28 protein-coding genes are annotated in these 22,062 nt (G+C 62.8%); 17 read left to right on the top strand and 11 right to left on the bottom strand.

Going from position 1 to position 22,062, the window contains the following annotated elements; all coding sequences use genetic code 11:
* Nucleotides 1-10: 10 nt before the first annotated feature.
* A complete protein-coding gene (mepM, locus tag J9889_RS09760; protein ID WP_041212320.1) occupies nt 11-1,348 on the bottom strand; it encodes a murein DD-endopeptidase MepM in 1,338 nt (445 codons plus the stop codon).
* A 270-nt stretch (nt 1,349-1,618) separates the two neighbouring features.
* On the opposite strand from mepM, the gene J9889_RS09765 reads away from it, so the two are divergent.
* Nucleotides 1,619-2,920: a LapD/MoxY N-terminal periplasmic domain-containing protein gene (locus tag J9889_RS09765; protein ID WP_103858509.1), complete on the top strand. Its 1,302-nt coding sequence runs from the start codon at nt 1,619-1,621 to the stop codon at nt 2,918-2,920.
* Nucleotides 2,917-3,858 carry a TAXI family TRAP transporter solute-binding subunit gene (locus J9889_RS09770; RefSeq protein ID WP_042014953.1) on the top strand — a complete coding sequence of 314 codons (942 nt, stop codon included), beginning with the start codon at nt 2,917-2,919 and terminating at the stop codon, nt 3,856-3,858. The genes J9889_RS09765 and J9889_RS09770 overlap by 4 nt, the downstream gene beginning before the upstream one ends.
* Here the strand turns inward: J9889_RS09770 and J9889_RS09775 are convergent.
* Complete coding sequence (locus tag J9889_RS09775; protein ID WP_041212317.1) at nt 3,853-4,527, bottom strand: transglutaminase-like cysteine peptidase; 675 nt, start codon at nt 4,525-4,527, stop codon at nt 3,853-3,855. The genes J9889_RS09770 and J9889_RS09775 overlap by 6 nt on opposite strands.
* Nucleotides 4,528-4,603: 76 nt before the next feature.
* Nucleotides 4,604-5,542 carry a zinc ABC transporter substrate-binding protein ZnuA gene (znuA, locus tag J9889_RS09780; RefSeq protein ID WP_103858507.1) on the bottom strand — a complete coding sequence of 313 codons (939 nt, stop codon included), beginning with the start codon at nt 5,540-5,542 and terminating at the stop codon, nt 4,604-4,606.
* A gap of 94 nt (nt 5,543-5,636) precedes the next feature.
* On the opposite strand from znuA, the gene znuC reads away from it, so the two are divergent.
* Nucleotides 5,637-6,401: a zinc ABC transporter ATP-binding protein ZnuC gene (gene znuC, locus J9889_RS09785; RefSeq protein WP_039039733.1), complete on the top strand. Its 765-nt coding sequence runs from the start codon at nt 5,637-5,639 to the stop codon at nt 6,399-6,401.
* 9 nt (nt 6,402-6,410) lie between these two features.
* The gene (znuB, locus tag J9889_RS09790; RefSeq protein ID WP_103858506.1) at nt 6,411-7,190 is read left to right on the top strand and encodes a zinc ABC transporter permease subunit ZnuB; all 780 of its coding nucleotides are present in this window, start codon (nt 6,411-6,413) and stop codon (nt 7,188-7,190) included.
* 96 nt (nt 7,191-7,286) lie between these two features.
* Here the strand turns inward: znuB and J9889_RS09795 are convergent, their stop codons facing one another.
* Complete coding sequence (locus J9889_RS09795; protein ID WP_042079379.1) at nt 7,287-8,204, bottom strand: LysR substrate-binding domain-containing protein; 918 nt, start codon at nt 8,202-8,204, stop codon at nt 7,287-7,289.
* Between the two features lie 91 nt (nt 8,205-8,295).
* On the opposite strand from J9889_RS09795, the gene J9889_RS09800 reads away from it, so the two are divergent.
* Nucleotides 8,296-9,153 carry a DMT family transporter gene (locus tag J9889_RS09800; protein ID WP_103858505.1) on the top strand — a complete coding sequence of 286 codons (858 nt, stop codon included), beginning with the start codon at nt 8,296-8,298 and terminating at the stop codon, nt 9,151-9,153.
* Here the strand turns inward: J9889_RS09800 and J9889_RS09805 are convergent.
* Nucleotides 9,150-9,740, bottom strand: a complete 591-nt coding sequence (locus J9889_RS09805) for a uracil-DNA glycosylase family protein (protein ID WP_103858504.1) — start codon at nt 9,738-9,740, stop codon at nt 9,150-9,152. The two genes, J9889_RS09800 and J9889_RS09805, sit on opposite strands and share 4 nt — an antisense overlap.
* Before the next feature lie 102 nt (nt 9,741-9,842).
* Here J9889_RS09805 and rarD point away from each other — a divergent pair, with 102 nt between their 5' ends.
* Nucleotides 9,843-10,736 (top strand): EamA family transporter RarD, encoded by an 894-nt coding sequence (gene rarD, locus J9889_RS09810; protein WP_210556547.1) that lies wholly within the window; start codon nt 9,843-9,845, stop codon nt 10,734-10,736.
* Nucleotides 10,733-11,068 (top strand): GIY-YIG nuclease family protein, encoded by a 336-nt coding sequence (locus J9889_RS09815; RefSeq protein ID WP_202016060.1) that lies wholly within the window; start codon nt 10,733-10,735, stop codon nt 11,066-11,068. Before rarD ends, J9889_RS09815 begins: the two co-directional genes overlap by 4 nt.
* Nucleotides 11,069-11,118: 50 nt before the next feature.
* Here the strand turns inward: J9889_RS09815 and pspG are convergent, their stop codons facing one another.
* The 4 genes from pspG to J9889_RS09835 all read right to left on the bottom strand — a co-directional run bounded on the left by pspG (nt 11,119) and on the right by J9889_RS09835 (nt 13,190).
* Nucleotides 11,119-11,337, bottom strand: coding sequence for an envelope stress response protein PspG (pspG, locus tag J9889_RS09820; protein ID WP_010672797.1), 219 nt, complete (start codon nt 11,335-11,337; stop codon nt 11,119-11,121).
* A 47-nt stretch (nt 11,338-11,384) separates the two neighbouring features.
* Nucleotides 11,385-11,591: a PspC domain-containing protein gene (locus J9889_RS09825; protein WP_128272301.1), complete on the bottom strand. Its 207-nt coding sequence runs from the start codon at nt 11,589-11,591 to the stop codon at nt 11,385-11,387.
* Nucleotide 11,592: 1 nt separating this feature from the next.
* Complete coding sequence (gene pspA / locus J9889_RS09830) at nt 11,593-12,255, bottom strand: phage shock protein PspA (RefSeq protein ID WP_042864494.1); 663 nt, start codon at nt 12,253-12,255, stop codon at nt 11,593-11,595.
* Nucleotides 12,256-12,461: 206 nt separating this feature from the next.
* Nucleotides 12,462-13,190 (bottom strand): 1-acylglycerol-3-phosphate O-acyltransferase, encoded by a 729-nt coding sequence (locus tag J9889_RS09835; protein WP_210556549.1) that lies wholly within the window; start codon nt 13,188-13,190, stop codon nt 12,462-12,464.
* Between the two features lie 163 nt (nt 13,191-13,353).
* Here J9889_RS09835 and J9889_RS09840 point away from each other — a divergent pair, with 163 nt between their 5' ends.
* The 4 genes from J9889_RS09840 to J9889_RS09855 are packed head-to-tail and all read left to right on the top strand — an operon-like array spanning nt 13,354 to nt 17,110.
* Entirely contained in the window at nt 13,354-13,734 is a 381-nt protein-coding gene (locus tag J9889_RS09840; RefSeq protein ID WP_210556551.1) for a hypothetical protein, read from the top strand.
* A gap of 54 nt (nt 13,735-13,788) precedes the next feature.
* Nucleotides 13,789-15,831, top strand: a complete 2,043-nt coding sequence (locus J9889_RS09845) for a protein-disulfide reductase DsbD domain-containing protein (RefSeq protein ID WP_210556553.1) — start codon at nt 13,789-13,791, stop codon at nt 15,829-15,831.
* Between the two features lie 10 nt (nt 15,832-15,841).
* Complete coding sequence (locus tag J9889_RS09850; protein WP_210556555.1) at nt 15,842-16,582, top strand: DsbA family protein; 741 nt, start codon at nt 15,842-15,844, stop codon at nt 16,580-16,582.
* A 3-nt stretch (nt 16,583-16,585) separates the two neighbouring features.
* On the top strand, nt 16,586-17,110 hold the full coding sequence (locus J9889_RS09855; RefSeq protein ID WP_210556557.1) for a protein disulfide oxidoreductase: 525 nt from the start codon (nt 16,586-16,588) through the stop codon (nt 17,108-17,110).
* 76 nt (nt 17,111-17,186) lie between these two features.
* Here J9889_RS09855 and J9889_RS09860 read toward each other — a convergent pair whose 3' ends face one another.
* Entirely contained in the window at nt 17,187-17,597 is a 411-nt protein-coding gene (locus tag J9889_RS09860) for an EF-hand domain-containing protein (protein ID WP_041212307.1), read from the bottom strand.
* A gap of 267 nt (nt 17,598-17,864) precedes the next feature.
* Here J9889_RS09860 and J9889_RS09865 point away from each other — a divergent pair, with 267 nt between their 5' ends.
* Genes J9889_RS09865 through J9889_RS09880 form a run of 4 tightly spaced genes read left to right on the top strand, consistent with a single transcriptional unit; the run spans nt 17,865 to nt 20,409 of the window.
* A complete protein-coding gene (locus tag J9889_RS09865; RefSeq protein ID WP_024943298.1) occupies nt 17,865-18,149 on the top strand; it encodes a DnaJ domain-containing protein in 285 nt (94 codons plus the stop codon).
* Between the two features lie 23 nt (nt 18,150-18,172).
* Nucleotides 18,173-18,715: a hypothetical protein gene (locus J9889_RS09870; RefSeq protein WP_042864495.1), complete on the top strand. Its 543-nt coding sequence runs from the start codon at nt 18,173-18,175 to the stop codon at nt 18,713-18,715.
* 12 nt (nt 18,716-18,727) lie between these two features.
* Nucleotides 18,728-19,495: a hypothetical protein gene (locus J9889_RS09875; RefSeq protein ID WP_210556559.1), complete on the top strand. Its 768-nt coding sequence runs from the start codon at nt 18,728-18,730 to the stop codon at nt 19,493-19,495.
* A gap of 11 nt (nt 19,496-19,506) precedes the next feature.
* Complete coding sequence (locus J9889_RS09880) at nt 19,507-20,409, top strand: hypothetical protein (protein ID WP_210556561.1); 903 nt, start codon at nt 19,507-19,509, stop codon at nt 20,407-20,409.
* An 85-nt stretch (nt 20,410-20,494) separates the two neighbouring features.
* Here the strand turns inward: J9889_RS09880 and J9889_RS09885 are convergent, their stop codons facing one another.
* Nucleotides 20,495-20,818 (bottom strand): hypothetical protein, encoded by a 324-nt coding sequence (locus tag J9889_RS09885; RefSeq protein ID WP_103858499.1) that lies wholly within the window; start codon nt 20,816-20,818, stop codon nt 20,495-20,497.
* A gap of 245 nt (nt 20,819-21,063) precedes the next feature.
* On the opposite strand from J9889_RS09885, the gene J9889_RS09890 reads away from it, so the two are divergent.
* Complete coding sequence (locus tag J9889_RS09890; RefSeq protein ID WP_039039818.1) at nt 21,064-21,315, top strand: hypothetical protein; 252 nt, start codon at nt 21,064-21,066, stop codon at nt 21,313-21,315.
* Between the two features lie 148 nt (nt 21,316-21,463).
* Entirely contained in the window at nt 21,464-21,838 is a 375-nt protein-coding gene (locus J9889_RS09895; protein WP_210556563.1) for a hypothetical protein, read from the top strand.
* The last annotated feature ends 224 nt before the right edge of the window (nt 21,839-22,062 follow it).

Here is a 22,062-nt window from a genome sequence, read left to right on the forward strand (position 1 = left end):
AGGGAGCCGTTCAGCCCGCCTCCATCTCTTTGCGGTAGCTCTTCACCTTGGCGAGGAACTGACGCTTGTCCTTACCGGAGAGCGGCTCCGCCATCGGCAGCTTGATCTTCATGGGATCCACCGGGCGGTTGTTGATGCGCACCTCGTAGTGCAGGTGAGCACCGGTGGAGCGGCCCGTGTTGCCGGAGAGGGCAATCTTGTCACCCATCTTCACCTTCTGACCCGGCTTGACCAGCAGCTTGCTCAGGTGCAGATAACGGGTCATCAGGGTACGGCCGTGCTTGATCACAACATAGGTGCCTGCCAGCGGGTGGCTGGTTGCCTTGAGGACCACACCATCACCGGTCGCCATGATGGGCGTGCCTACCGGCAGGGCAAAGTCGGTCCCCTCATGGGGCCGGACCTGCCCGGTAATGGGATGACGGCGATTCGGGTTGAAACTGGAGCTGACCCGGTAACGGCTGTGAGTCGGATAACGGCGGAAGCCGCGCTCCAGGCTGTTTGCCTGACCGTCATAATAGTTGCCATCTTCCGACAACCAGGCTGACACGGCCTTGCCCTGGCTGAACACCTCGACCCCCAGCAACTGGGTATTGCCCGTACTCTTACCGTCGACCGTCTCCTGACGGACCAGCACCTTGAACTTGTCACCTTTTTTCAAATCCTTGGCGAAGTTGAGGCGCCACTGGAACAGGTTGGCAATCTTCTGGATGTGGTTGGCCGGGATACCGGCATTGCGGGCGCTGACGTAGAAGCTGCCGTTGATGACACCGTCATAGCTCTTCTGCTGCCACTCTACCTCTTCATTGAGCATGTTGGCGCTATAGGTGTCGTCGGTACGCTCCAGCACCAGGGTCTGCTTGATGTTCAGGCGGATCTTCAACTGCTGCAGAATGTTGTCCTGATCGATCAGCAACTCGATGGTCTGACCGGGTTTGAGACGCGCCAGGTTGTTCTTGGCATCCGCATCCAGCACCTTGTAGAGGGTGGTGGTGGACAGCCCCAGGTTGTTGAAGATGGTGGTCAGGTTCTCGCCATTGCGAACCCGGTAATCTTGCCATTGAGGCGTGGCATCCGCCGGGATGTCGTCTTCGGGAGCGGCTGACTCGACCAGCTCGTGATCCGGAATGTCGTTGAAGTCGGTGTTGTCTTCGTTGGTTGCGGTGCCCGTGGTGGCGATCGGCAACTCCAGACGCAGTGGCCGCTCCAGGATGTCACCGGGAGCTGGCAATACGGCTACCGCTGACAGCGTCATGGCCGTGAGCAATAGCATGGCATAGAAATGCTTGCGGGGAACCGGGGGTTCCCAATTGGCAGCCTGGGCTACCAAGGGACGGAGACGTTTCATCCGCTATCCTGTTATTAGATCTAAGGGTGGTGGTTGTGGGTCTGTTTTTATGAGTTTTTATTATGAAAACCGAATATCTGGCTTTTAGACCTAAATACTTACAAAAAGTTCATAGCTCCATGCACGAAACTCACATTTTATGCATAACCTTCCAGCATGGGCAGAAATGATCGTCATTTTCAGCCATTTTTTTCTATTTTTAAGAACCAAGTCCGGTTGTGGTGCTCTCCGGCCCAGAAAATGTTGCAAAAACATCTCCATGGAGTGGGTATGTCATTGGCAAAATTGTTAAATGTAATCATCCTAATCCTCTTCACCATCGGCGCCGCGCTGCTGCTCGTGCTGGAGATCACGACGGTACGACAGTCTATTCTCGACCAGATGTCGGCCAACCTTGAAACCGCCATCACCGCACTGGGGCTGGTGCTGCAGGGCACTCTGCTCAAAGATGACAAGGTCCTTGCCGAGACCATAGTGAACGCCATGTTCGACGGAGGCTTCGTCAACTCCGTCGTTCTGCTGGATCCGGATGGCCAGGTGCTGTTCCAGAAGGTGTTCCACACCGCACAGCAAAATGTTCCAGGCTGGCTCCCCTCAGTTATCGACATGCCACCGGTCAAGATTGAGCAGGAGTTGACCGACGGCTGGCGCATTCTCGGTACCCTCACGCTCGAGGGACACAAGGGTTACGCCTACCAGCATCTGTGGAACGCCATCAGTCGTACCGGACTTGCGCTGCTCGCCGGCCTGCTGGTGTTCAGCCTGGTGATCACCTGGGTGTGCCGCCGCCTGCTGCGCCCCCTCGAACAGATCAGTCTGCAACTGGCCCGGATCCGCAAACGCCAGTTCAGCGGCAACCTGCCAACCCCGTGGCTTCGCGAATTGCAGGAAGTCGTTGTCTCCATCAACCAGCTGGTCTCTGAACGCAAGCGGGACCTGCTGCAACAGCGGCTCAAGATCACCCAGCTTGGCAAGCACGACGCTCTCCCGACCCACCAGAAGCTCGTTGGGCTGGTCGACACCGATGGCAACACCTATCAGCAGCATTTCTTCTCCACTCAGGGGAGTATCAGGCTCTACAGCCGCCTGCTACCCAAGCACCCCCCCACCACGGACAGTTCGCCGGATGAAATTCGGGGGCTGCTCAACAACTGGCTGACCCAGAAGGCGGAAGGGCTCCAGCTGCCTCTCAGCCTGCTCGGCCACCCAGACTGGGCGCAGTTTGCCCCCGTGCTGACCAGCGCTCGTGGCAAGACGCTGGACTGGCGCTGGGATCTGGCGATCTTCCCCCCCCTGGCCGAGGAACGACTGACCGCACTCCAGTCCCAGGGGATTGAGCTGGCATTCAGCAACATCCCGATGAACAACGACAATCTGGCCAGGCTCGACCCCATCAGACCCGTCTTCATCAGTTGCCAGCTCACCCAGTCCCCCCTTTATTGGAACCTGCTCTCCCAATGCCTCCATGCTTCCGGCTACACCTTGCTGGCGGAAGCCGGCGACGTAAGCGATGTGGACATGCTGCGCAGTTGGGGCATCGATGGTTATGCCACTCAGGAGAATGCATCATGAGGATCCCGCTGCTGCTGCTCGCCCTGCTGTGGCAACCGACCCTGCACGCGACCACCATGACCATAGGCACAGGGGGGGAGCAAGGCATCTATTACCAGGTCATCAAGGAGTTCTGCAGACTGGCCAAAAAAAGTGACCCCACGATGCCCTGCAAACTACAGGCCAGCTCCGGGTCCATCGAAAATCTCCGCCAGCTGAAAACGGGAGAGGTACCCTATGCGCTCGTCCAGTCCGACTGGCTCTATCAGGCCAGCCAGGGCACCGGGCCTTTCGCTGCCCAGCCACAACCCGAGCTGAGGGCGCTCTTTGCCACCCACGCCGAACCTTTCACCATAGTGGTGCGAGCCGATGGGGATATCACCACCCTGGAGCAGCTCAAGCTGGCCCCCATCGACATGGGCCTGAAGAGTTCAGGGACTCGTCAAACGGCATTGGCCCTGTTCAATGTTCTGGGCGCAAAGGAGCAGGATCTCGATTTGAAGAGCGTCGCCAATCTCTCCGAAGCGTTGTGCAATAAACAGATCGATGCCTATGGCCTTGTCATGGGTCATCCCAACCGCATCGTGCTGGACACCGCCAAGCGCTGCGCCGTGCGCTTCCTGGCGATCGAGGGGCCCGTAAGGGACCAGCTGCTCAAAGGGGTCAGGTATTACCAGCGCAGCCAGGTGCCGGCACGCATCTACCCGGGCAACCTCAAGGCAACCCCCACCTTCGCCATCGCCGCCACCCTGGTGACCAATGCCGCCACTCCCGATGACGAGGTCTATCGGCTGACCCGGGCCATGCTGAGCCAGCAAACCAGTTTCAACGAACAGACCTATGGCTATGCGAACCTGTTTCACAAGGCGCGCAACAAAATAGGCCCGGTGCTGAGTGTCGAACAGCATCCGGGCGCGGGAAAATATTTCGAGGAGTTGAAGGCGGCGGGCAAGTTATAGCTGGCGACGGGGGGAGCGCAGATGCTCGCTGGAGAACCGGCTCTGCATCGAGGTCCACTGGGCCAGGCGATCGGCACTCCCCGCCAGGGTTCCCTCGCGGCGGGATTTCATGATCCAGATGCTTTTGGCATCGAAACTGTAAACCGGCTGCAGATCATTGCGCTTGCTCCCCGGCAGGATGCGGCCATTGATGTTGTCCAGCACCAGGGGATCTGACTTGATGGTCGGGAAGTACAACGTCACCATGTGGAACTGGTTGTAACGAATTGCCTTCACATAGGCCAGCCGCAGCTTCTTCTCGTCGACCCCCAGCTCCATCAGGGTGTAGTACTTGGCGATGCTGTAGTCCTCGCAATCCCCACCTCTCGCCCCGATGAACTCCAGCGGATTGGCCCAATAATCATCATCCCCCCACAGTCTGGGATCCTCGCTGTAGGTCAGGTTGTTGAAGTAGTTGTTCACCAGCTCCAGCTTCTGCTGGTCCGTCGTTCCGGCCCTTGGCGTCAGCAGACGAGAGAAGGCCTCGGACCGCTGGATCGCTCTCGCGCCATAGACCGCCTGCATTTTTGCCCTGAGTTCCGGGCTGGCGATGTGTTCGGAAAGACCGGATGCCTGTATGCCGGATCCCAGCAGGGTCAGCGTGCAGGCAGAGACGAGCAACCATTTCATGACTGACACTCCATATCAGATGCTGGAGGTCAGTATAGTTGGCCGCGTCGCCTCTATCGTCAATGTTGGGCAAGGCTTAGCGGCACTGGGCGAAGGCGTCCGCCAACTGCTGCATGAATTGCGGATAACCGTCCGGACCGAGCGGCACCTGCTCGCCGACTTCGTCCAGCAGCAGCACCTTGGCCCCGGTATTGCGGGCGACCGACTCGATCACTGCCGGGGAGAACTGCGGCTCGGCGTAGATGCAGCTCGCCTTTTTCTCTTCCAGCGCCTTGCGGATGTCAATCAGCGTCTTGGCTCCCGGGCGACGCTCCGGGCTCACGGTGAAGTGTCCCTTGGAGCTCATGCCGTAGTGGCGCTCCCAGTATCCATAGGCTTCGTGGAACACGAAGTAGCCCTTCTGATCCACCGCCTTCATCTGCACGGCGATCACCTTGTCCAGGGCGTCAACCTTGCCCTCGAAGGCCGCGAGATTGGCGGCATAGCGCGCCTGGTTGGCAGGATCCAGCTTGCCCAGTTCGGTCGCGATCGCCTTGGCAATCACCTTGGCCTGGGTTGGACCCAGCCAGATGTGGGGATCCACCCCTTCGTGGTGGTGCCCTTCATGGCTCTCGTCGTGCGCGCCGTGGTCGTGGGCGGCATGGTCATGATCCTTGTCATCATGGTGATGCTCGTCATGCTCGCCCTGGGTCGCATAGTTGTACAGCGGCATGCCGGGAACCTGGGTCAGGGTCAATACATGAGGATGCCGGGCAAGGGGTTTGGCCATGAAGCCTTCCAGCTCGGGACCGACCCACACAACCAGATCGGCCTCGTTGATGCTGCGAATATCGGAAGGGCGCAGGGAAAAATCGTGGGGCGACGCGCCGGTGGGCAGCAGCACCCCGGGCTCGCTCACGCCATCGGTGATCGCCGCCGCGATGAAGCCCAGGGGTTTGATGGTGGTCAGCACCTCGAGGGCACGGACAGGCAGACTCACCGCCATCAGGGCAGTGATCAGAGCAAGAATTCGCATAGAGGTCTCGTCAGGGTGTGTGTGTGTGATAATATAACAAACCAACGTCGCTGTTATATTATAACTCTCACAGGCTGTAAACCCCGGAGCTGTCATGACCCAACTGGTGGAGCTGAAAGAGGTCTGTCTCTCATTTGACGGACGACTCGTGCTCGACAAGGTCTCCTTTACCCTGAACAAAGGCAAAATCACCACCCTGGTCGGCCCCAACGGGGCGGGCAAGAGCACCCTGAGCAAGCTGGTGCTGGGCTTGCTCAGCCCAGATTCGGGGGACATCGTTCGCCGCCGCGATCTACGGGTCGGCTATGTACCCCAGCGCCTCTATCTGGACCCCACCCTCCCCCTGACGGTGCGCCGCTTCCTGCAACTTGGCAAGAACAGCCGCCTCTCCATCGAGGAGGCGCTCAATCGGGTCGGTGCCCAGGATCTGCTGGACAACCGGATGCAAAAGCTCTCCGGTGGCGAGATGCAGCGGGTGCTGCTGGCCCGCGCCCTGCTGGTCAAACCCGAGCTGCTGGTGCTGGACGAACCGGTGCAAGGGGTAGATATCACGGGCCAGATCGAGCTCTATGCCCTCATCAGCCAGCTGGCCGCCGAGTTCCACTGCGCCGTGCTGATGGTCTCCCACGATCTGCACCTGGTGATGGCCAGCACTCACGAGGTGATCTGCCTCAATCGCCACGTCTGCTGCCACGGCGAGCCACAGAGCGTGGCCCGCCACCCGGAATTTGCCCGCCTGTTCGGGCGGCCGGAGCGGGAGGTGCTGGCGGTCTATACCCACCATCACCACTGCGATGGCGAACACCATCATCATGAACCGCAGGCTCCCGTCATCCGCCTGCCCTCTCGCAACAACTAGGATCTTCACGTGGACAGCTTTCTGTTATACGCCCTCGCGGCCGGCCTCGGCATCGCCCTGCTGGCCGGCCCCCTCGGCAGCTTCGTGGTGTGGCGCAAGATGGCCTATTTTGGCGACACCCTCTCCCACGCCTGCCTGTTCGGCATAGCGCTCGGCATCCTGCTGCAGGTGGACCTCACCCTGGCGGTGGTGGTCTGCTGCCTCGCCATGGCCATGCTGCTGGTGATCATGAGCCGCAACCAGCAGGTGGCCACCGACACCCTGCTCGGCATCCTGGCCCACAGCGCCCTGTCGCTCGGCCTGGTGACCCTGAGCTTCATGGACAACGTGCGGGTGGATCTGATGGCCTACCTGTTCGGCGACCTGCTCTCGGTACAGCCCATGGATCTGCTCTGGATCTACGGCGGCGGCGCCCTGGTGCTGCTCACCCTGTGGCGGCTCTGGGATCCCCTGCTCTCCATGACCATCTCGGAAGAGTTGGCGCGGGTAGAGGGGGTGCGGGTCGAGGTGCTGCGCTGCGTGCTGATGCTGTTGATCGGATTGGTGATCGCCGTGGCGATGAAGTTCGTCGGCGCGCTCATCATCACCTCCCTGCTGATCATCCCCGCCGCCACCGCCCGCCGCTTCAGCCAGACCCCGGAGCAGATGGCCGGTTTTGCGGCCCTCATCGGCTGCCTCGCCGTACTCGGCGGGCTGACCCTCTCCTGGTATCAGGACACCCCGGCGGGTCCATCTGTGGTGGTTTGCGCCACCACCTTGTTTGTACTGAGCCAGTTCAAGCGAACGTGAAGATCGATGGCGCTGGTCTCGCCAGCGCCATCAGCCCCCGCAATCCAGGCCAGTCCGTCGTGGTCTGCGCCGCCAGCCTCTTCGTACCAAGTCGGTTCAGACGCGCCTGAGGGGCTCGTTTTCCCCGGGCCTCAGGCTCGCCTGCGACTCCTGCCACAGCCACTGGCGCAGCCGGCTGATGGCGGGTTCATGGGCGCGCGAGCGCTTGCAGACGAAATAGAAGTTGTCGCCGGTCTCGAGGGCGTGCAACGGCAGCCGCACCAGGCGAGGGTCCTCCGGCTGCAGCATGTAGTCGTTGATGAGCGCCATCCCCTGGTCCCAGTTCGCCGCCTCCAGCGCCAGCAGGATATGGCTGAAATGGTGCACCCTCGCCTCGGGGGGAATGGTCAGGCCCCCCACCTCGGCCCAGCGCCGCCAGTCCTCTCCCTTCTCCTTGTAGATCGCCTGGATGGAGAGCAGCGGCAACTGCCACAGGGTCGCGGGCCACTCCCCCTCCACCTGCTGCCACAGGCGCCGGCTGCAGACGGGCATCAGCCGCTCCCGATAGAGCAGATCGTGCAGGTACCCGGGCCCCTCGGGGGAGACGGTGATGAAGCCGTCCGCCACCCTGTCGGAGAGCTCGGGGTCTTCCGCCACCATCTCCAGACTGAGATCCAGCTCGGGATGGAGCTGGCGCAGCCCGGCCAGGCGGGGGATCAGCCACTTCACCGCAAAGGAGCTGTAGACAGCTAGCCGCACCCGCATCTCGCCGCCGCCGCGCAACTGCTCGCTGCTCTGGGCTATCTGGACCAGCCCGGCGGAGATCCCCTCGAAATAGGTCTCCCCCTGGGGCGTCAGGGAGAGCAGTCGCCCCTGACGCAGTAGCAGCCGCTCCCCGAGGAAATCCTCCAGCAGGCGGATCTGGTGGCTCACCGCGCTCTGGCTGACGTTGAGCTCCAGGGCCGCGCGGGAAAAGCTCAGCAGACGGGCAACCACTTCGAAGTATTGAACGGCACGCAGGGGGGGCAGCTTCATTATCCAAAATTCTCATGCATGGTGACTTTTTATCATTTTACTGGATAACGGCACGCGGGCTACCCTTCCCTCATCAAACATGGGAGGTGGTATGAATGCAGTGGGGATCGGCATCCTTTATCTGGTGCTGGGCAATATGGTGGCGGTCTTTTCCGACGCCCTGGTCAAGGTGCTGGAGCCGGACCAGCCGGTGTTCCAGTTCGTCTTCTTCCGCCAGCTCTCCGCCGCCATCCTGCTGGCCCCCTGGCTGCTCTGGTCATGGCGTCGCAACCCGCCGGTGGCGCTCAAGTGGCACCTGCTGCGAGCCCATATCTGGGCCGTCGGCGTCTGCCTGATGGTGATCGCCCTCACCCGGTTGCCGCTCGCCACCGCCAACGCCCTCTTCTATGCGGCGCCGCTGATGATGGTGCCGCTGGCGGTGTGGCTGGCGGGGGAAGCAATCTCGCGCCAGAAGGTGCTGACCGCCTTCATCGGCTTTGTCGGGGTGCTGATCGTGCTGCGCCCCACCGAGGTGAACTGGGCCGCCCTTGCGGCCCTGGGGGTGGCGCTCTCCCTGGCGGTCAACAATCTGCTGATCAAGCGGATCCCGCTCCAGCAGCCCATCGCCCAGACCCTGTTCTTCACCAATGTGCTGAGCATGCCCTTCATCCTGGCGCTGGCCTGGTGGGAAGGGGGCGACTGGCAGTGGCAGATGTGGTGGCCCGCCTTCGGCTCCTCGGCGCTCATCATGGTCTATGCGGGGCTGTGCGTGATGGCCTATCGCAAGGCGGAGGCGAGCAAGATCGCCTCGGCGGAGTACACCGGGCTGCTGATGGCAGTCGCCATCGGGGTCTGGCTGTTTGACGAGCAGCCGGGGCTGCCGCTGCTGCTGGGGTGCCTGTGCATCATACTGCCGCTGGTCGCCATGGCCCGCAGCAAGCCCAAGCCGCAGGCCGAGCCGGCGCTCTAGCCTGCCGGGTCAAGCAGGGGGGCGACCCTCTGCTGCAGATGGGGGATCACGGCCTGCTCGAACCAGGGATTCTTCCTGAGCCAGAGGGTGTTGCGCGGTGACGGGTGCGGCAGCGGCAACCAGGCCGGGCCATAGTCCGCCCAGTGTCGCACCGTCTCGGTCAGCGACCCTTTCGCCGCCTCCCGCAGGTAGTAAGCCTGTGCATACTGGCCGATCAGCAGGGTCAGCTCGATGTTGGGCAACAGCATCAGCACCTTGTCGTGCCAGGTGGGGGCGCACTCCGGCCTTGGGGGCAGATCCCCCGACTTGCCCCGGCCCGGGTAACAGAGCCCCATGGGCATGATGGCGATGCGGGATTCGTCGTAGAAGACGCTCTTGTCCACCCCGAGCCACTGGCGCAGCCGATCGCCGGAGGGGTCGTCCCAGGGGATGCCGCTGGCGTGTACCCGGGTGCCGGGGGCCTGGCCGATGATGAGCAGACGGGCGCGCTCGTTGCCGCGGATCACCGGCCTTGGGCCGAGCGGCAGGTGGGCCTCGCACAGGCGGCAGGCCCGGATCTGTTCAAACAGGATATCGAGTCGGTTCATGGACCCGATAGTACCAGAGTTTTCTCCCCGCTCCCGCTTGTGAAAGTGGCGGCGGATACTTATCATGCAGCCGCCATTGTTTAGTTTAATAAACGGAGAGAGATGAAGAACTGGATGGGCACCGGCAGCGCGGCCCTCTCATTCGTGCTGTGGGGCATGCTGCCCCTCTATTACCAGTTCATGCCCGAGGTCAACATGTGGGAACTGCTCTCCCACCGGGTGCTCTGGTCCGTGGTGCTGCTGGGAGGCCTCTTTCTGCTGCTCGGCCATCGGGTGCCCTGGGCGGCCCTGCGCGGCGATCCCCGGCAGCTCGGCCTCGTGCTGCTGGCGGGCCCAGTGATGTCCATCAGCTGGTGCATGTTCACCTGGTGCCTGACCACAGGCCAGGTGCTGGCCACCAGCCTCGCCTTCTTCATGACCCCGCTCTTCAACATCGCCTTTGCGGTGCTCTTCCTCAAAGAGAAGCTCACCCCGCAAAAACACCTGGCGGTGGCGCTCGCCCTGGCGGGGCTCGCCTACATGCTCTTCTCCTACGGCCAGCTGCCCTGGTTCTCCCTCGTGATGGGGGCCAACTTCGCCCTCTACGGCCTCATCAAGAAGAAGGTGAGACTGGACGCCGGTACCAGCCTCTATCTGGAGTCCCTGGTGCAGTTGCCCGTCGCCCTTCTCATCATCGTCTGGCTGACCTTGCAGGGCACCAGCCAGTTTATGGCCGGTGACTGGACCGAGCGCCTGCTGCTGATGGGCAGTGCCCCCGCCACCCTGCTGCCGGTGGGGCTTTTCTGCTATGCGGTGGCGCGCACGCCCATGAGCACGGTGGGGCTGTTGCAATACATAGAGCCGAGCCTCGCCTTCCTGCTCGCCCTCTTCTGGTTTGGCGAGATCCCGGATCCGGTGAAATCCGTGGGCTTTACCTTCGTCTGGGCCGGCCTGCTGGTGAGCCTGCTGCCCCTGCACCGGCTTGGGCGCCAGCGGGCCAGGTGGCGTACCTCGTGACTCTCGCCACCACCACTCCCTCCCGCTGGTTTGTCTATCTGGTGCGCACCGGCACCGGGGCACTCTATGCGGGGATCAGCACGGATCCCGAGCGGCGACTGCGTCAGCACCAGAACGGCAAGGGGGCCAGAGCCCTGCGCGGCAAGGGCCCCCTCTCCCTGGTATGGCAGCAGGAGGTCCCCGGCAAACGCGAGGCGCTGCGCCTCGAGTACCGCCTCAAGCAGCAGAGCAAGGCGTTCAAGGAGCGCCTGGTGCACGAGCCGGCGTTGTGGCACGGCTGGAGCCTTTCCTGGCTTGCCACCCCGCACACCGACCCTGTGTCGCCCCCATAAAAAGGGCCACTGCAAGCAGTGGCCAAGGAAGGATGCGAAATCAGGGAGGCTTAACGGTAGGTGTTCGACTGCTTGCGCCTGTTGCTGAGGAGCCAGCACACCACCAGCACCACCAGCAACCAGGGCGCCAGCTTGATGATGAGGGCAAACATGCCGGCCAGGGCGCCAAACAGCACGAAGACCCCGCTCACCAGCAGCATGGCCAGCACGGTGAATCCGGTCAGCGCCATGCCGATCAGCACCAGGATCAAGACGATAAATTCCAGCATGTTGTGCTCCTCACGGGCTTGCACTTGCCGACGGAGCGATCCGGAGATCACCCCAGCCAGCGTTGAAGTTCACGGCGGGGAGGCATGACGAGCCCCCCCACCAGATAGAGCGCCAGGGCCAGCGGCGGCATCAGGATCAGGGCGAGCAGGGCCACCACCCGCACCGTCACTCTGGACACCCCCAGCCCTCTGGCAAGACCGGCGCAGACCCCGGTCAGCTTGCGATGGGCGAGATCCTTGGGCCAGGGTGTCATGTTATGCCTCCACCTTCTGACCCTTGAGCCGGGCCAGCTCCCGCTCAATCTCGTCGTTCAGCTCCAGCTCGCGGAACTGGGCCTCGAGGGACGGATTCTGCCCCAGGGTCGCCGCCTCCAGCTGGGCCTCCAGCTGATCGACCCGGTTCTGGAAGCCGTCGAAGCGGGCCACCAGCTCGTGCATGCGCTGGTTGTCCACCTGGGCACGGGCGCGGATGCGGCTGTGGGCGGTCTGCTCGCGCAGGGTCAGCATCTTCTGCTTCTCCCGCGCCTCGGTCAGCTTGGCCGCCAGTCGCTCGCTGTCGGCGGTGAGCTGGGCCAGCACTTCGGCCACCCGCGCCTTGTCCTCTTCCAGCCGCTCGCACTGCTTCATCTCCGCCAGCTTCTCGGTGAGGGCGGCACGGGCCAGATCTTCGCGGCCCTTCTGGATGGCGAGTTCGGCCTTGGCTGCCCACTCCTGGATCTGGTTGCGCAGCGCCTGCTGATGGCGCTCCAACTGTTTCTGTTCGGCGATGATGCGGGCGGCCTGGGTTCTCATCTCGACCTGGACCTGCTCCATCTCCTCGATCATCAGCCGCAGCATCTTCTCCGGCTCTTCGCTCTTGTCGAGCAGGCTGTGCAGGTTGGCATTGATCACGTCGGTCAGGCGGCTGAATACGCTCATGGTCTGGCTCCTTGTTGATGGGGTGTCACTCTCTTCCCATGACATTACAAGAGCCGTGCCAGAATATTTTTTCCTTTATTTACAATTAGATGAAAGTTAACGATGGATGTCCATTGGATACAACGTGGTGAAAAAAACCAACAAGATGGTGATTTTCACCAATAAAAAAGGGAGCCAGCGGCTCCCTCTCTTCTCTGCAACCGGGCTCAGGCCGCCGGCCGATGGCCGAGCTTGCCATCCAGCTCCGCCAGCTTGGCTTCCATCTTCTCCCGGCAGGTGTCGGAGAGCTCGCGGATGCCGGCGGCGCCGTGCTCCTTGCTGCACACCGGGGCCATCACCTCCAGCAGCACCTCGCCGTTGTCCCAGCGGTTGAGATCGACCTGACCGAAGTAGCTGGAGCAGACGATGGGCACCACGGGCACCTCGGCCTGGACGGCAGTGTGGAAGGCCCCCGCCTTGAACGGCAGCAGACCACGCCCCTGGGAGCGGGTCCCCTCCGGGAACATCCAGATGGAGGTGCCGCGATGCTTGATGCGATTCACCACCTGGCCGATGGTGCCGATGGCGCGGGAGCGGTTGGAGCGGTCGATCAGCACGTTGCCGGAGAGCCAGAAGATGAGACCGAAGAAGGGGAGCCACAGCAGGCTCTTCTTGCCCACCGCCACCACGCCGGGCTGCACGGCACCGGTCACGGTGAAGATGTCGTAGTTGCTCTGGTGATTGCAGACATAGACCGCCGGTCCCACCGATTTGACCTCGTCGGCCACCGTCACCCGGACCTTGAGGCCGATCAGCGGGCAGACAGCATGATACATGCGGGCGAAGACATAGACATTGTTCGGGTGGCGCGGGCGCACCAGACAAAGCAACAGGCCGAACAGGAACCAGAAGACGAGCAGCAGTGCCAGCAGCAGCACACGGGCAAGTTTGAGCATCGAACACCTCGGAATTTGACTCGGCGCAGTATACTGGTCCCCCTTTTAGCGAACAAGCGTTCGCCAGACAGAACCGACCAGCCCCGGACGTCACCGACCACCCCGGCTTGCCCCACCCGCCATTGCCCGCTAGGATGTGGCCATCTTGATGAACGGGGCGAGCATGATTTTGCAACAACGCGCGGCGACACGACTCCTGCTGCTGGTCTGCCTGCTGGTGCTCAATTGCGCGGCCCAGCCGCTGGCCCCCCTCGCCCTGCTCGATCACGCCGTGAGTTGCCAGACCCTGCCCCAGTTCGCCTCAGCCGACGACCAGGCTGACAAGGGCACGCCCGCCAGTGTGCAGCCCAACAGCTGCCAGCTCAACGGCAAGTGGCTGAGCGCCGCCAGTCTGCTGTGCGTGGAGCAACTCTTCTTCGCCATCGCCTTCGTGATTGCCCTGCTGGTGCCCCTGTCACGGCGCGCGCCGGCACTGCCTCCCCCCATCAATGTCTCGCCGCCGGAGCGGCGACTGCACCTCACCCTCTGCATCTGGCGGGAATGAGTTCAGCCGCGCTTCTTCAGCCTGCTGTCACTCATTTTTTGCGAGACCCAACACATGTCGAATCTCTTCAAGGCGGCCCTGCTACTGGGCAGCCTGCTGTGGCAATCCAGCGGATTGACCAGCGATACGGGGTGGCTCACCCGCCCCCAGAACAGTCACGCCAAGGTCAGGCTGCAAGCCGACCGCAGCGTCCCGGATCAAACCCGCATCCTGCTCGATGTCCAGCTGGCGTCAGGCTGGAAGACCTACTGGCACAGCCCGGGTGAAGGGGGCATAGCGCCCCAGATACTGTGGGATGAGCCGGTCGGCGACTTCCAGTGGCACTGGCCCACGCCGCGCCCCTTCGAGGTGGCCGGGCTCAACACCCAGGGCTATCAGGAGCAGGTACGCTTCCCCCTGAGCCTGGGCTACCCGGCCGGGCAGCCGCTCAAGGGCACCTTGCGCCTCTCCACCTGCAGCAATGTCTGCATCCTGACCGACTACCCCTTCACCCTGGCGGCGGATGGGCAGGCGCCGGCCGGTTTCGACTTCGCCTGGGCCCGGGCCATGAGCACCCTGCCACAGACGCTGCCCGCCGACACCCGGGTCGAGCTCGGCTACCAGCACAACCAGCTGCAACTGCGGGCCGAGCGGGTCGAGGGGTGGCAGGCGCCTGCGCTCTTCCTCGATGCGCTGGAGGGGGCCGAGTTCGGCAAGCCCGCGCTCGAGGTAAGCGGCAACACCCTGATTGCCCGGGTGCCGGTCAGCGATGGCTGGCAGGGGGATGCCCCAGACTTGCGCGGTCAATCCCTCGGCCTGCTGCTCGGTAGCGGCGAGCAGGCCTGGCAGACCCGCGCCACCATCGCCGATCCCCTCGCCCTGCCGGCCCCGGAGCAGCCACTTCTCTGGCTGCTGGGGGCAGCACTGCTCGGCGGTCTCATCCTCAACCTGATGCCCTGCGTGCTGCCGGTGCTGGCTCTGAAACTCGGCACCGTGCTGCAGCAGCAAGAGAGCGAACAAGGAGGCGTGCGCAAGCAGTTCCTCGCCGCCAGCGCCGGGATAATCACCTCCTTCTGGGTGCTGGCGGCCATGAGCAGCCTGCTGCGCGCCACACAAGGGGCGGTCGGCTGGGGGATCCAGTTCCAGAGCGCCGGTTTCATCGGCTTCATGGTGCTGGTCACCCTGCTGTTTTGCGCCAACCTGCTGGGCTTGTTCGAGATAAGGTTGCCCAGCAGTCTCAGCACTCGCCTCGCCACCCGCGGCGGCGAGGGGCTCGGTGGCCACTTCCTGCAAGGGAGTTTCGCCACCCTGCTCGCGACCCCCTGCTCGGCCCCCTTCCTCGGCACCGCGGTGGCCTTTGCCCTGGCGGCGCCGCTCGGCCAGCTCTGGCTCATATTCACGGCCCTCGGCATTGGCATGAGCCTGCCCTGGCTGCTGGTGGCGGCCCTGCCGCGCCTCGCCCTCTGGCTGCCCAAACCGGGGCGCTGGATGGGGCAACTGCGCATCCTGCTCGGGCTGATGATGCTGGGCTCCAGCCTCTGGCTGGCGAGCCTGCTCGGCAACCATCTGGGCAGCACGGCCACCGGCTGGCTGATGGCCGCCATGGTGCTGGCGCTGCTGATGGGCATCCTCTGGCGTTATGGCCTGCGCGGCTTCACGCTGGCCCTCTCCCTCTCGGCACTCATCGGCGGCGCCCTGCTGCTGGGGGGCGCCCTCACGGTGAAAGGGGGTGGCAGCGTCGATCGCATCGCCTGGCAGCCGCTCTCCGAACAGGCCATCGCCGACGCCCTGGCCCAGAACAAGCGGGTCTTCGTGGATGTCACCGCCGACTGGTGCGTCACCTGCAAGGCCAACAAATACAACGTGCTGCTGCGTGACGAGGTGCAGCGCGCCCTGTCGGCCCCGGACGTGATGGCCCTTCGCGGCGACTGGAGCCGGCCGAGCGATGCCATCTCCGCCTTCCTGCGCCAGCGTGGCGCAGCCGCCGTTCCCTTCAACCAGATCTACGGGCCCGGCCTGCCGGAAGGGGAGGTCCTCTCTCCCCTGCTGGACAAGGCCGACTTGCTCGACAGCTTGCACAAGGCCGGCCTCGTTCAGGCCGATGCCACCCATTTCTAAGGAGAATGCCATGAGACTGCGAACCCTGACCCTCTGCACCGCCCTGGTCGCCGCCACCCCGGGCACCCCCACGCTGCACGCCGCCCCCTTCACCCCGGAGCAGGAGGCCCGCATCAAGGAGCTCATTCGCGAGACCCTGATCGCCAACCCCGGGATCCTCGACGAGGCAGCCGAATCCTGGGAGAAACAGAACGCCGCGACCCAGCAGGCCCAGATGGGTGACTTCATCAAGGGCAACCAGGATGTGCTGTTCAACAGCCCCACCAGCCCGCGCCTCGGCGCCAAGCATCCCAAGCTGACCCTGGTGCTGTTCACCGACTACAACTGCCCCTACTGCAAGCAGTTCGACCCGGCGGTCGCCAAGCTGCTCGCGGCCTATCCGGACGATCTGGGGCTGGTGATCAAGTTGCTGCCGTTCAAGGGGCAGACCTCCGCCAAGGCAGCCCAGTACAGCCTGACCCTGTGGCAACAGGATCCTGCCCGCTTCCTCCCCCTGCACGACAAGCTCATGAGCAAGCAGGGGATGCTGACCGAGACGGACATCAACAAGGCGCTGGCCGCCACCGACAACCTGACCCTCAAGCCCGCAGGCAAGGCCACCGAAGAGTTGCGCAACAGCCTGCGCATCGGCACCCTGCTCGGCGTGCAAGGCACCCCGGCGACCCTTATCGGCAACCAGCTGGTACCGGGTGCCATTCCCTATGACGAGCTGGAGCAGCTGGTGAAAGCCGAGCTGGCCAAGCGGAGCTAAGCCATGGCCGAGGATGCAGGCATAAAGGCCCCCCGCTGGCGCCGCTGGGGCAAGGAGGCGCTCTGGCTGCTGCTGATGGCGCTCGTCATCACCACCCTGGTGGATCTGTGGCGCAGCCCCACCCTGCCGACGGGGGCCATGGAGGCCCCCTTCACCCTGCAGGACGGCACCACCACCACTCTGGCCGAGCAGAGCCGCGGCAAGCCCCTGCTGGTTTACTACTGGGCCAGCTGGTGCGGGGTGTGCCGCTTCACCACTCCCACGGTGGAGCAGCTCTGGCAGGAGGGCGAAAATGTGCTGACGGTGGCCCTGCGCTCCGGCAGCGATGAGCCGTTGCGCGCCGGGATGGCGAAGAAGGGGCTGACCTTCCCCACCCACAACGACGAGTCCGGGGATCTGGCCGCCCGCTGGCAGGTGGGGGTGACACCAACCTTCCTCGTCATCAAGGATGGGGCTCTGGTGAGCAGCACCACCGGCTGGAGTAGCGCCTGGGGGCTCAGGTTGCGGCTGCTCTGGGCAAGCTGGTAGTCCCCTTCATGCCAGAGATGCAAAGAGCCCGGTATCGCTACCGGGCTCTTTTTCATCAGAGGGCTGACAACCCGCCCTATTGGGCGGCCTCCATCGCCCGCTTCTCCAGATTGGCCTTGATGTCGAGACGCTCAGACTCCCCGATCACCCCGTCACCGTTTTTGTCCAGGCGAGAGAAGAGCGCCTCCTGCCGCGCCATGAACTGGGCCCTGGTGGTCTCCCGCGACGGCTTGAGCTGGCTCATCCGCTCCGGGACCGGCTTGCCTGCCTGCTGCATCACGCCAGCCAGCTTTGCCAGGTTGGCCTCTTTCTCGGCAACCGACAGCACGCCGTCACCGTTTTTGTCCTGCAAGGCGAAGCGCTGGGCGGCGCGCTCCATGAACTGGGCCCTGGTGACATCCCCCATCAGCGGCGAGACGGGCAATATGTCGCTGGCAGAGGCGGCACTGCCTGCCAGCGCGAGCACGAAAAACGCGGACTTGACCATGGCGATGACTCCTTGTGACGGCAGAATCCGGATGGTTCGGACAAGAGGGGGTCGGGCAACGCCGGGGCCTGCCGCCCCCCTCTGCCAGTGTAGCCCCGCCGCCATCTCGCACCGCCCGCTCTTTTCGTACAGAAAGACCGCACTTTCATGGCAGAGGCGCCGGCTTTCCGTTAAAATCTCCGGTTTTTGCCGAGCCTGGTTTGCCGACGTTGCGCCACCAGGTCGACACAGGATGAATTCCACCATGCCAGTGAGGCAGGATCCGTCATGAACAACTACTTCCGGGTGTTGGGCGTCAAGTCCAACGCCAGTGAAAACGACATCAAAAAAGCCTATCGACGGCTGTCGAACCAGTACCACCCCGACAAGCTGCACGGGGCGAGCGAAGAAGAGAAAGAGCAGGCAGCCGCCCGGCTGCACCAGGTAAAGCAGGCCTATGAAGTGCTGTCCGATCCGAAACAGCGGGCCGCCTTTATCAAGGATTTCAACAACGTCATCGTGACCGATCCCGCTGCTGCCATGCAGGAGATGTGGGACCAGTTCTACCCCTGAGCCACCAGGCAAGAAGAGCGACTATGCAAAAAAAATGGGACCAGGCACGGCTCAAGGCCCTGCAAAGCGATGCCAGCGAGAACATCGAATCCTACCGGGATCAGGACGACCCCAAGGGGCTCGAGCAGTTCACCGACAAGATGAAGGCCCTGCTGCTGGCCGACATGAGCATGCTGGAGTTCATGCCCGAATACCTGCCGCTTGCCCTCTATGGCCGGGTGCAGTTCCCGCCCAAGGCCAAGTCGCAGTGGAACAAGTGGCTCGCCAGCGGCGAGCAGCCCTCTTGGGACGAGTTCAAGGTGAGTGTCGGCTTCAACAATGCCATCCTGCCGCTGGTCAAGGCGGTGCGGGCCCAGAGCGAAGATCAGCTGATGGAAGCCTGCGCCGTGCTGTTCCTGCTGGACAACCCGCTGCCCCGCGGCAGCCACCGCGCTGATGACGATTACGAGCTGCGGGACGAAGAAGAGGAAGACGGGGAAGATGCCGACGCCGACTACCACGGCGGCAGTGACCGCTATGGTGATGACGACGGCGATCAGGATATGTACGACGAAGTCCGTTTCTAATTGGGGCAAGGCATGAGCAACAGTCTGATAGAAATTACCGCCATCGAGATCAAAGAGCTGGCCGTCATCGAGCCGAAGCAGGCCAGCGAGAAGTTCGAGCTGATCGCCAAGACCATGTCTGACGACCAGCTGGCAGAAGTGATTGAAAACATTGATATCGTTACCCTGACCCAGATCAACGGCCAGCACGACATCTCCTTCCCCTCCATCATCTCCGAGCTGATGACCCCGGAGCGGATCCGCGACATAGTCTGCCAGCAGCCCCTCTACTGGGAAGAGGCGATCAAGAACAACGCCGACGAGCTGCAACAGCACACCTTCGACTTCCTCAACTACTTGATCCGCACCCAGGAGAGCGAAGCCAAGCAGCGGGAGATCCTCGAGTGCGTGGCCGAAGATCCGGCCGGTCTCTTCTACCTCGCCATCCCCTTTATCGAGTTCTATCGCGGCGATCGCTATGAAGAGGACGAGGGCTATCGCGACGTGCTGCACGCCGAAGAGGAAGATCTCGAAGAGTCCCTGCGCTACAGCGAGCGCCAGCAGGCCGAAGACAGCCACGACTATGCGCTGGACGACCCGCGCAGCCTCTTGATGCTCATTCGCGAGCTGGCCCCCGAGGTGGAAAAATCCATCAAGTCGCTGCTGCTCAACGAGCACTCCACCTGGGACGGCATCATCAACAAGTTTGCCGCCGAGCTGGTGATGCAGGCCAAAGAGAAGAACAAGGTCGAGGAAGACGAGTACGGCGACGTCGACGACATGTTCAGCTTTCTGGATTAAGGAGCCCATTCATGCAGTTAGTCATTCGCGATGCCAACCAGGGCCCCTTTCTGACCCAGGTGCTGCGCTTTGGCCGCGACAACGAACTCTTGAGTCAGCAGCAGCTCGCCGCCATCAAAGGCAAGGCGGTGCTGATGAGCCTCAAATTCGCCGACAAGTACTACAACAAGTACAAGATGCACCTGCTGGAGCAGGCCGCCCACGACGTCATCGGCGTGGTGAGCCTCGGTCTGCAGGAGCTCTCCCAACGGGATCCGGCCAAGGCACTGGCCCTGTTGCAGGCGCCGGAAGGCCCCATCAAGCCGTTCCAGAAGGGCTGGTCCATGCTCATCACCGTCAGCCCCAAGCAGGCTGGCAACAGCCTCTACGGTGACGTGGATGCGCGCCTGCTGGACAAGATCTCCAGCCCCCCCGATGTGGAGGAGTGGCAAGGGTGGCAGGAGTACGAGAAGGCGCTGACCGAGCACAACAAGAGCCGCCTGATGGCGCTCATCGACCAGCACTTCTTCGCCTGTGAGAGCGACCACCCCACCATGGAGGACAAGCTGGCCGAGGCGCTGCTCTACCGCATCCTCTGCGGCAAGGGCAGCGGTGCAGCCCCCCTCAAGGTGAAGCAGGATCTCAAGCGCAAGCTGGCGCGGGAGATTGAGCTCGACGAGGGCTGGTACGACACCGACTACCTCGCCGCCCAGCTCACCCTGATGCTTAGCGCGCTCCCCGCCGACATGGCCGCCGCCCTGCGACAGGAGCTGAGCCCTGGCTTTGTGCCCAACCTGCTGCATACCCTGGGGTTTGTGCGTCAGTACCAGCAGTTGCAAAAAGAGGACGCCTCGCCGGAGAAGCTCGACAACATGGAGATGCGCGCCGGGATCCGCCACCCCCTGCTCGGCTGGCCCCTCTACCACGACTTCTGATGACGGGCTTTCCCCTTCACTCTGTTCCAACGCCCGGCTTGCCGGGCGTTGTCATTTTTGCAGCTCGCAGATGGCGGCGCCGACCCTATCGGGCAATGGTCCACATGGCGCTTTGCATCCCGGTCTCCCGAAAATCGATCACCACGGGATAGTCGTTGCCACAGCCCGTCACCGTCCAGCGCTCCTGCCAGTGGCGACTGCCCGGCTCCCCCTCGGGAAGTTGCAGCACCACGGGCACGAAGCGCTCCGGCGCGTCACACCCCTTGGTGGCCACCCAGGATGCGACCCCCACCATGGCATCCCGGATCAGCTGCTGATTGGCCAGGGTACCTTCCTGCACGGGTTCACTCGGGCTGACCTCGGCCTGGCACACCAGGGGAAAAAGCAACAGCAGGGCACAGGGTCTCATCACACCTCCAGAGGGGTCAGTCAAAAAGTGGTTCGTTCGGGGCTTTCATCATGACCCGAAACGGCGCCAGACAGAAGAGGCCACCAGGGGGAAGCAGGCGCAGGATCCGGTGCGCGGTGGCGTGCACGCAAGGCGGACTACCTCCTAAGCGTCATTGGCCCACATTTTGTCAGGGATATAATGACTCCCCCATACAAGCCGCCGGGGAACGAGCCGTGAGCAGAAAGCCGGACCGCATGACCGCCATGCAGCAGATCATCGACGCCGTGAAGGCGGAATTTCCGCTCTATCAACCGGATACCTTCAAATGCGGGCCGGACAACACCTGCATCGGCTGCCCCAAGAAGCTGATGGAGCTGGTGGATACGGACCTCTGCTACTGGCAATATCAGATCGATCGCGGCATCCCGCCCAGCTTCGACGAGCTCAACCGCTTCGGCAAGATGTGCAAAAATATCCGCCGGGCCCTGGTGCGCAATGGCCGCATTCCCGCCTGACAAAAAGCAATATGCTGCCTTCATCGGTTTTTTATGATGGTTTTATCCACCAGAATGAATCACCACCTCATTTAATGGCGCAGCACACCTTGTTCACCGCCTACCGTGCTGATGGCCGACGCAGGTTCATTGCCCCAAGGAGCACTATATGACTCAGGAAAGTATCCAGACCCGCTATACGCTGGATCCCGCCCTTGCCAGCGCCACCGAGCTGGAGCAAGCCATCGCCCAGGCCATCGAGGCCAACAAGCAGGACTTCTTCCCCCTGCTGGAGCGGCTGGTGGATGTGGGTGACAGCCGGGTCAAGCTCAGCCAGAAGGATCCCCTGCGGGTGCTGGGGGTGGAACTCGACGAGGCTCGCACCGGCGGCACTGCCCGCCTTGGCTACGAATCCAACTTTTCCGAGAGCTGCCGCCTTATCGACGAATACGACCAGCACCAGACCAGCGTGGCCTTTCACCTCGACGGGGATCAGCTTGTTTTCGATCTTGAGCTGCCCATACAGTGGAATTTCGACAACTAGGGCTACTCCCCCGCCTTCGCTCAGCAACCTGCCCATCACAAAAAAGGAGCCTTGCCGGCTCCTTTTTCACTGATTCACGGCGTTGTTGATCAAATCCGTCGCTGGATGGCCGTTCCCCAACCCGTTGATACCACTCAATTCACTGGCTGGCGAACAGGCATACCAAGCCCTATCAGCTTGTTCATCACCTTCACGCCAGCCAGGATTTCGCCCACCTGGGCGTT

Source organism: Aeromonas sp. PrichA-15, assembly GCF_017939245.1.
Classification (GTDB): Bacteria; Pseudomonadota; Gammaproteobacteria; order Enterobacterales; family Aeromonadaceae; genus Aeromonas; species Aeromonas caviae.

Bases quoted from the DNA above. Each gene is read 5' to 3' on its own strand.
- mepM (WP_041212320.1), bottom strand. From the start codon at position 1,348: ATGAAACGTCTCCGTCCCTTGGTAGCCCAGGCTGCCAATTGGGAACCC.
- J9889_RS09765 (WP_103858509.1), top strand. From the start codon at position 1,619: ATGTCATTGGCAAAATTGTTAAATGTAATCATCCTAATCCTCTTCACC.
- J9889_RS09770 (WP_042014953.1), top strand. From the start codon at position 2,917: ATGAGGATCCCGCTGCTGCTGCTCGCCCTGCTGTGGCAACCGACCCTG.
- J9889_RS09775 (WP_041212317.1), bottom strand. From the start codon at position 4,527: ATGAAATGGTTGCTCGTCTCTGCCTGCACGCTGACCCTGCTGGGATCC.
- znuA (WP_103858507.1), bottom strand. From the start codon at position 5,542: ATGCGAATTCTTGCTCTGATCACTGCCCTGATGGCGGTGAGTCTGCCT.
- znuC (WP_039039733.1), top strand. From the start codon at position 5,637: ATGACCCAACTGGTGGAGCTGAAAGAGGTCTGTCTCTCATTTGACGGA.
- J9889_RS09795 (WP_042079379.1), bottom strand. From the start codon at position 8,204: ATGAAGCTGCCCCCCCTGCGTGCCGTTCAATACTTCGAAGTGGTTGCC.
- J9889_RS09800 (WP_103858505.1), top strand. From the start codon at position 8,296: ATGAATGCAGTGGGGATCGGCATCCTTTATCTGGTGCTGGGCAATATG.
- J9889_RS09805 (WP_103858504.1), bottom strand. From the start codon at position 9,740: ATGAACCGACTCGATATCCTGTTTGAACAGATCCGGGCCTGCCGCCTG.
- rarD (WP_210556547.1), top strand. From the start codon at position 9,843: ATGAAGAACTGGATGGGCACCGGCAGCGCGGCCCTCTCATTCGTGCTG.
- pspG (WP_010672797.1), bottom strand. From the start codon at position 11,337: ATGCTGGAATTTATCGTCTTGATCCTGGTGCTGATCGGCATGGCGCTG.
- J9889_RS09825 (WP_128272301.1), bottom strand. From the start codon at position 11,591: ATGACACCCTGGCCCAAGGATCTCGCCCATCGCAAGCTGACCGGGGTC.
- pspA (WP_042864494.1), bottom strand. From the start codon at position 12,255: ATGAGCGTATTCAGCCGCCTGACCGACGTGATCAATGCCAACCTGCAC.
- J9889_RS09835 (WP_210556549.1), bottom strand. From the start codon at position 13,190: ATGCTCAAACTTGCCCGTGTGCTGCTGCTGGCACTGCTGCTCGTCTTC.
- J9889_RS09840 (WP_210556551.1), top strand. From the start codon at position 13,354: ATGATTTTGCAACAACGCGCGGCGACACGACTCCTGCTGCTGGTCTGC.
- J9889_RS09845 (WP_210556553.1), top strand. From the start codon at position 13,789: ATGTCGAATCTCTTCAAGGCGGCCCTGCTACTGGGCAGCCTGCTGTGG.
- J9889_RS09850 (WP_210556555.1), top strand. From the start codon at position 15,842: ATGAGACTGCGAACCCTGACCCTCTGCACCGCCCTGGTCGCCGCCACC.
- J9889_RS09855 (WP_210556557.1), top strand. From the start codon at position 16,586: ATGGCCGAGGATGCAGGCATAAAGGCCCCCCGCTGGCGCCGCTGGGGC.
- J9889_RS09860 (WP_041212307.1), bottom strand. From the start codon at position 17,597: ATGGTCAAGTCCGCGTTTTTCGTGCTCGCGCTGGCAGGCAGTGCCGCC.
- J9889_RS09865 (WP_024943298.1), top strand. From the start codon at position 17,865: ATGAACAACTACTTCCGGGTGTTGGGCGTCAAGTCCAACGCCAGTGAA.
- J9889_RS09870 (WP_042864495.1), top strand. From the start codon at position 18,173: ATGCAAAAAAAATGGGACCAGGCACGGCTCAAGGCCCTGCAAAGCGAT.
- J9889_RS09875 (WP_210556559.1), top strand. From the start codon at position 18,728: ATGAGCAACAGTCTGATAGAAATTACCGCCATCGAGATCAAAGAGCTG.
- J9889_RS09880 (WP_210556561.1), top strand. From the start codon at position 19,507: ATGCAGTTAGTCATTCGCGATGCCAACCAGGGCCCCTTTCTGACCCAG.
- J9889_RS09885 (WP_103858499.1), bottom strand. From the start codon at position 20,818: ATGAGACCCTGTGCCCTGCTGTTGCTTTTTCCCCTGGTGTGCCAGGCC.
- J9889_RS09890 (WP_039039818.1), top strand. From the start codon at position 21,064: ATGCAGCAGATCATCGACGCCGTGAAGGCGGAATTTCCGCTCTATCAA.
- J9889_RS09895 (WP_210556563.1), top strand. From the start codon at position 21,464: ATGACTCAGGAAAGTATCCAGACCCGCTATACGCTGGATCCCGCCCTT.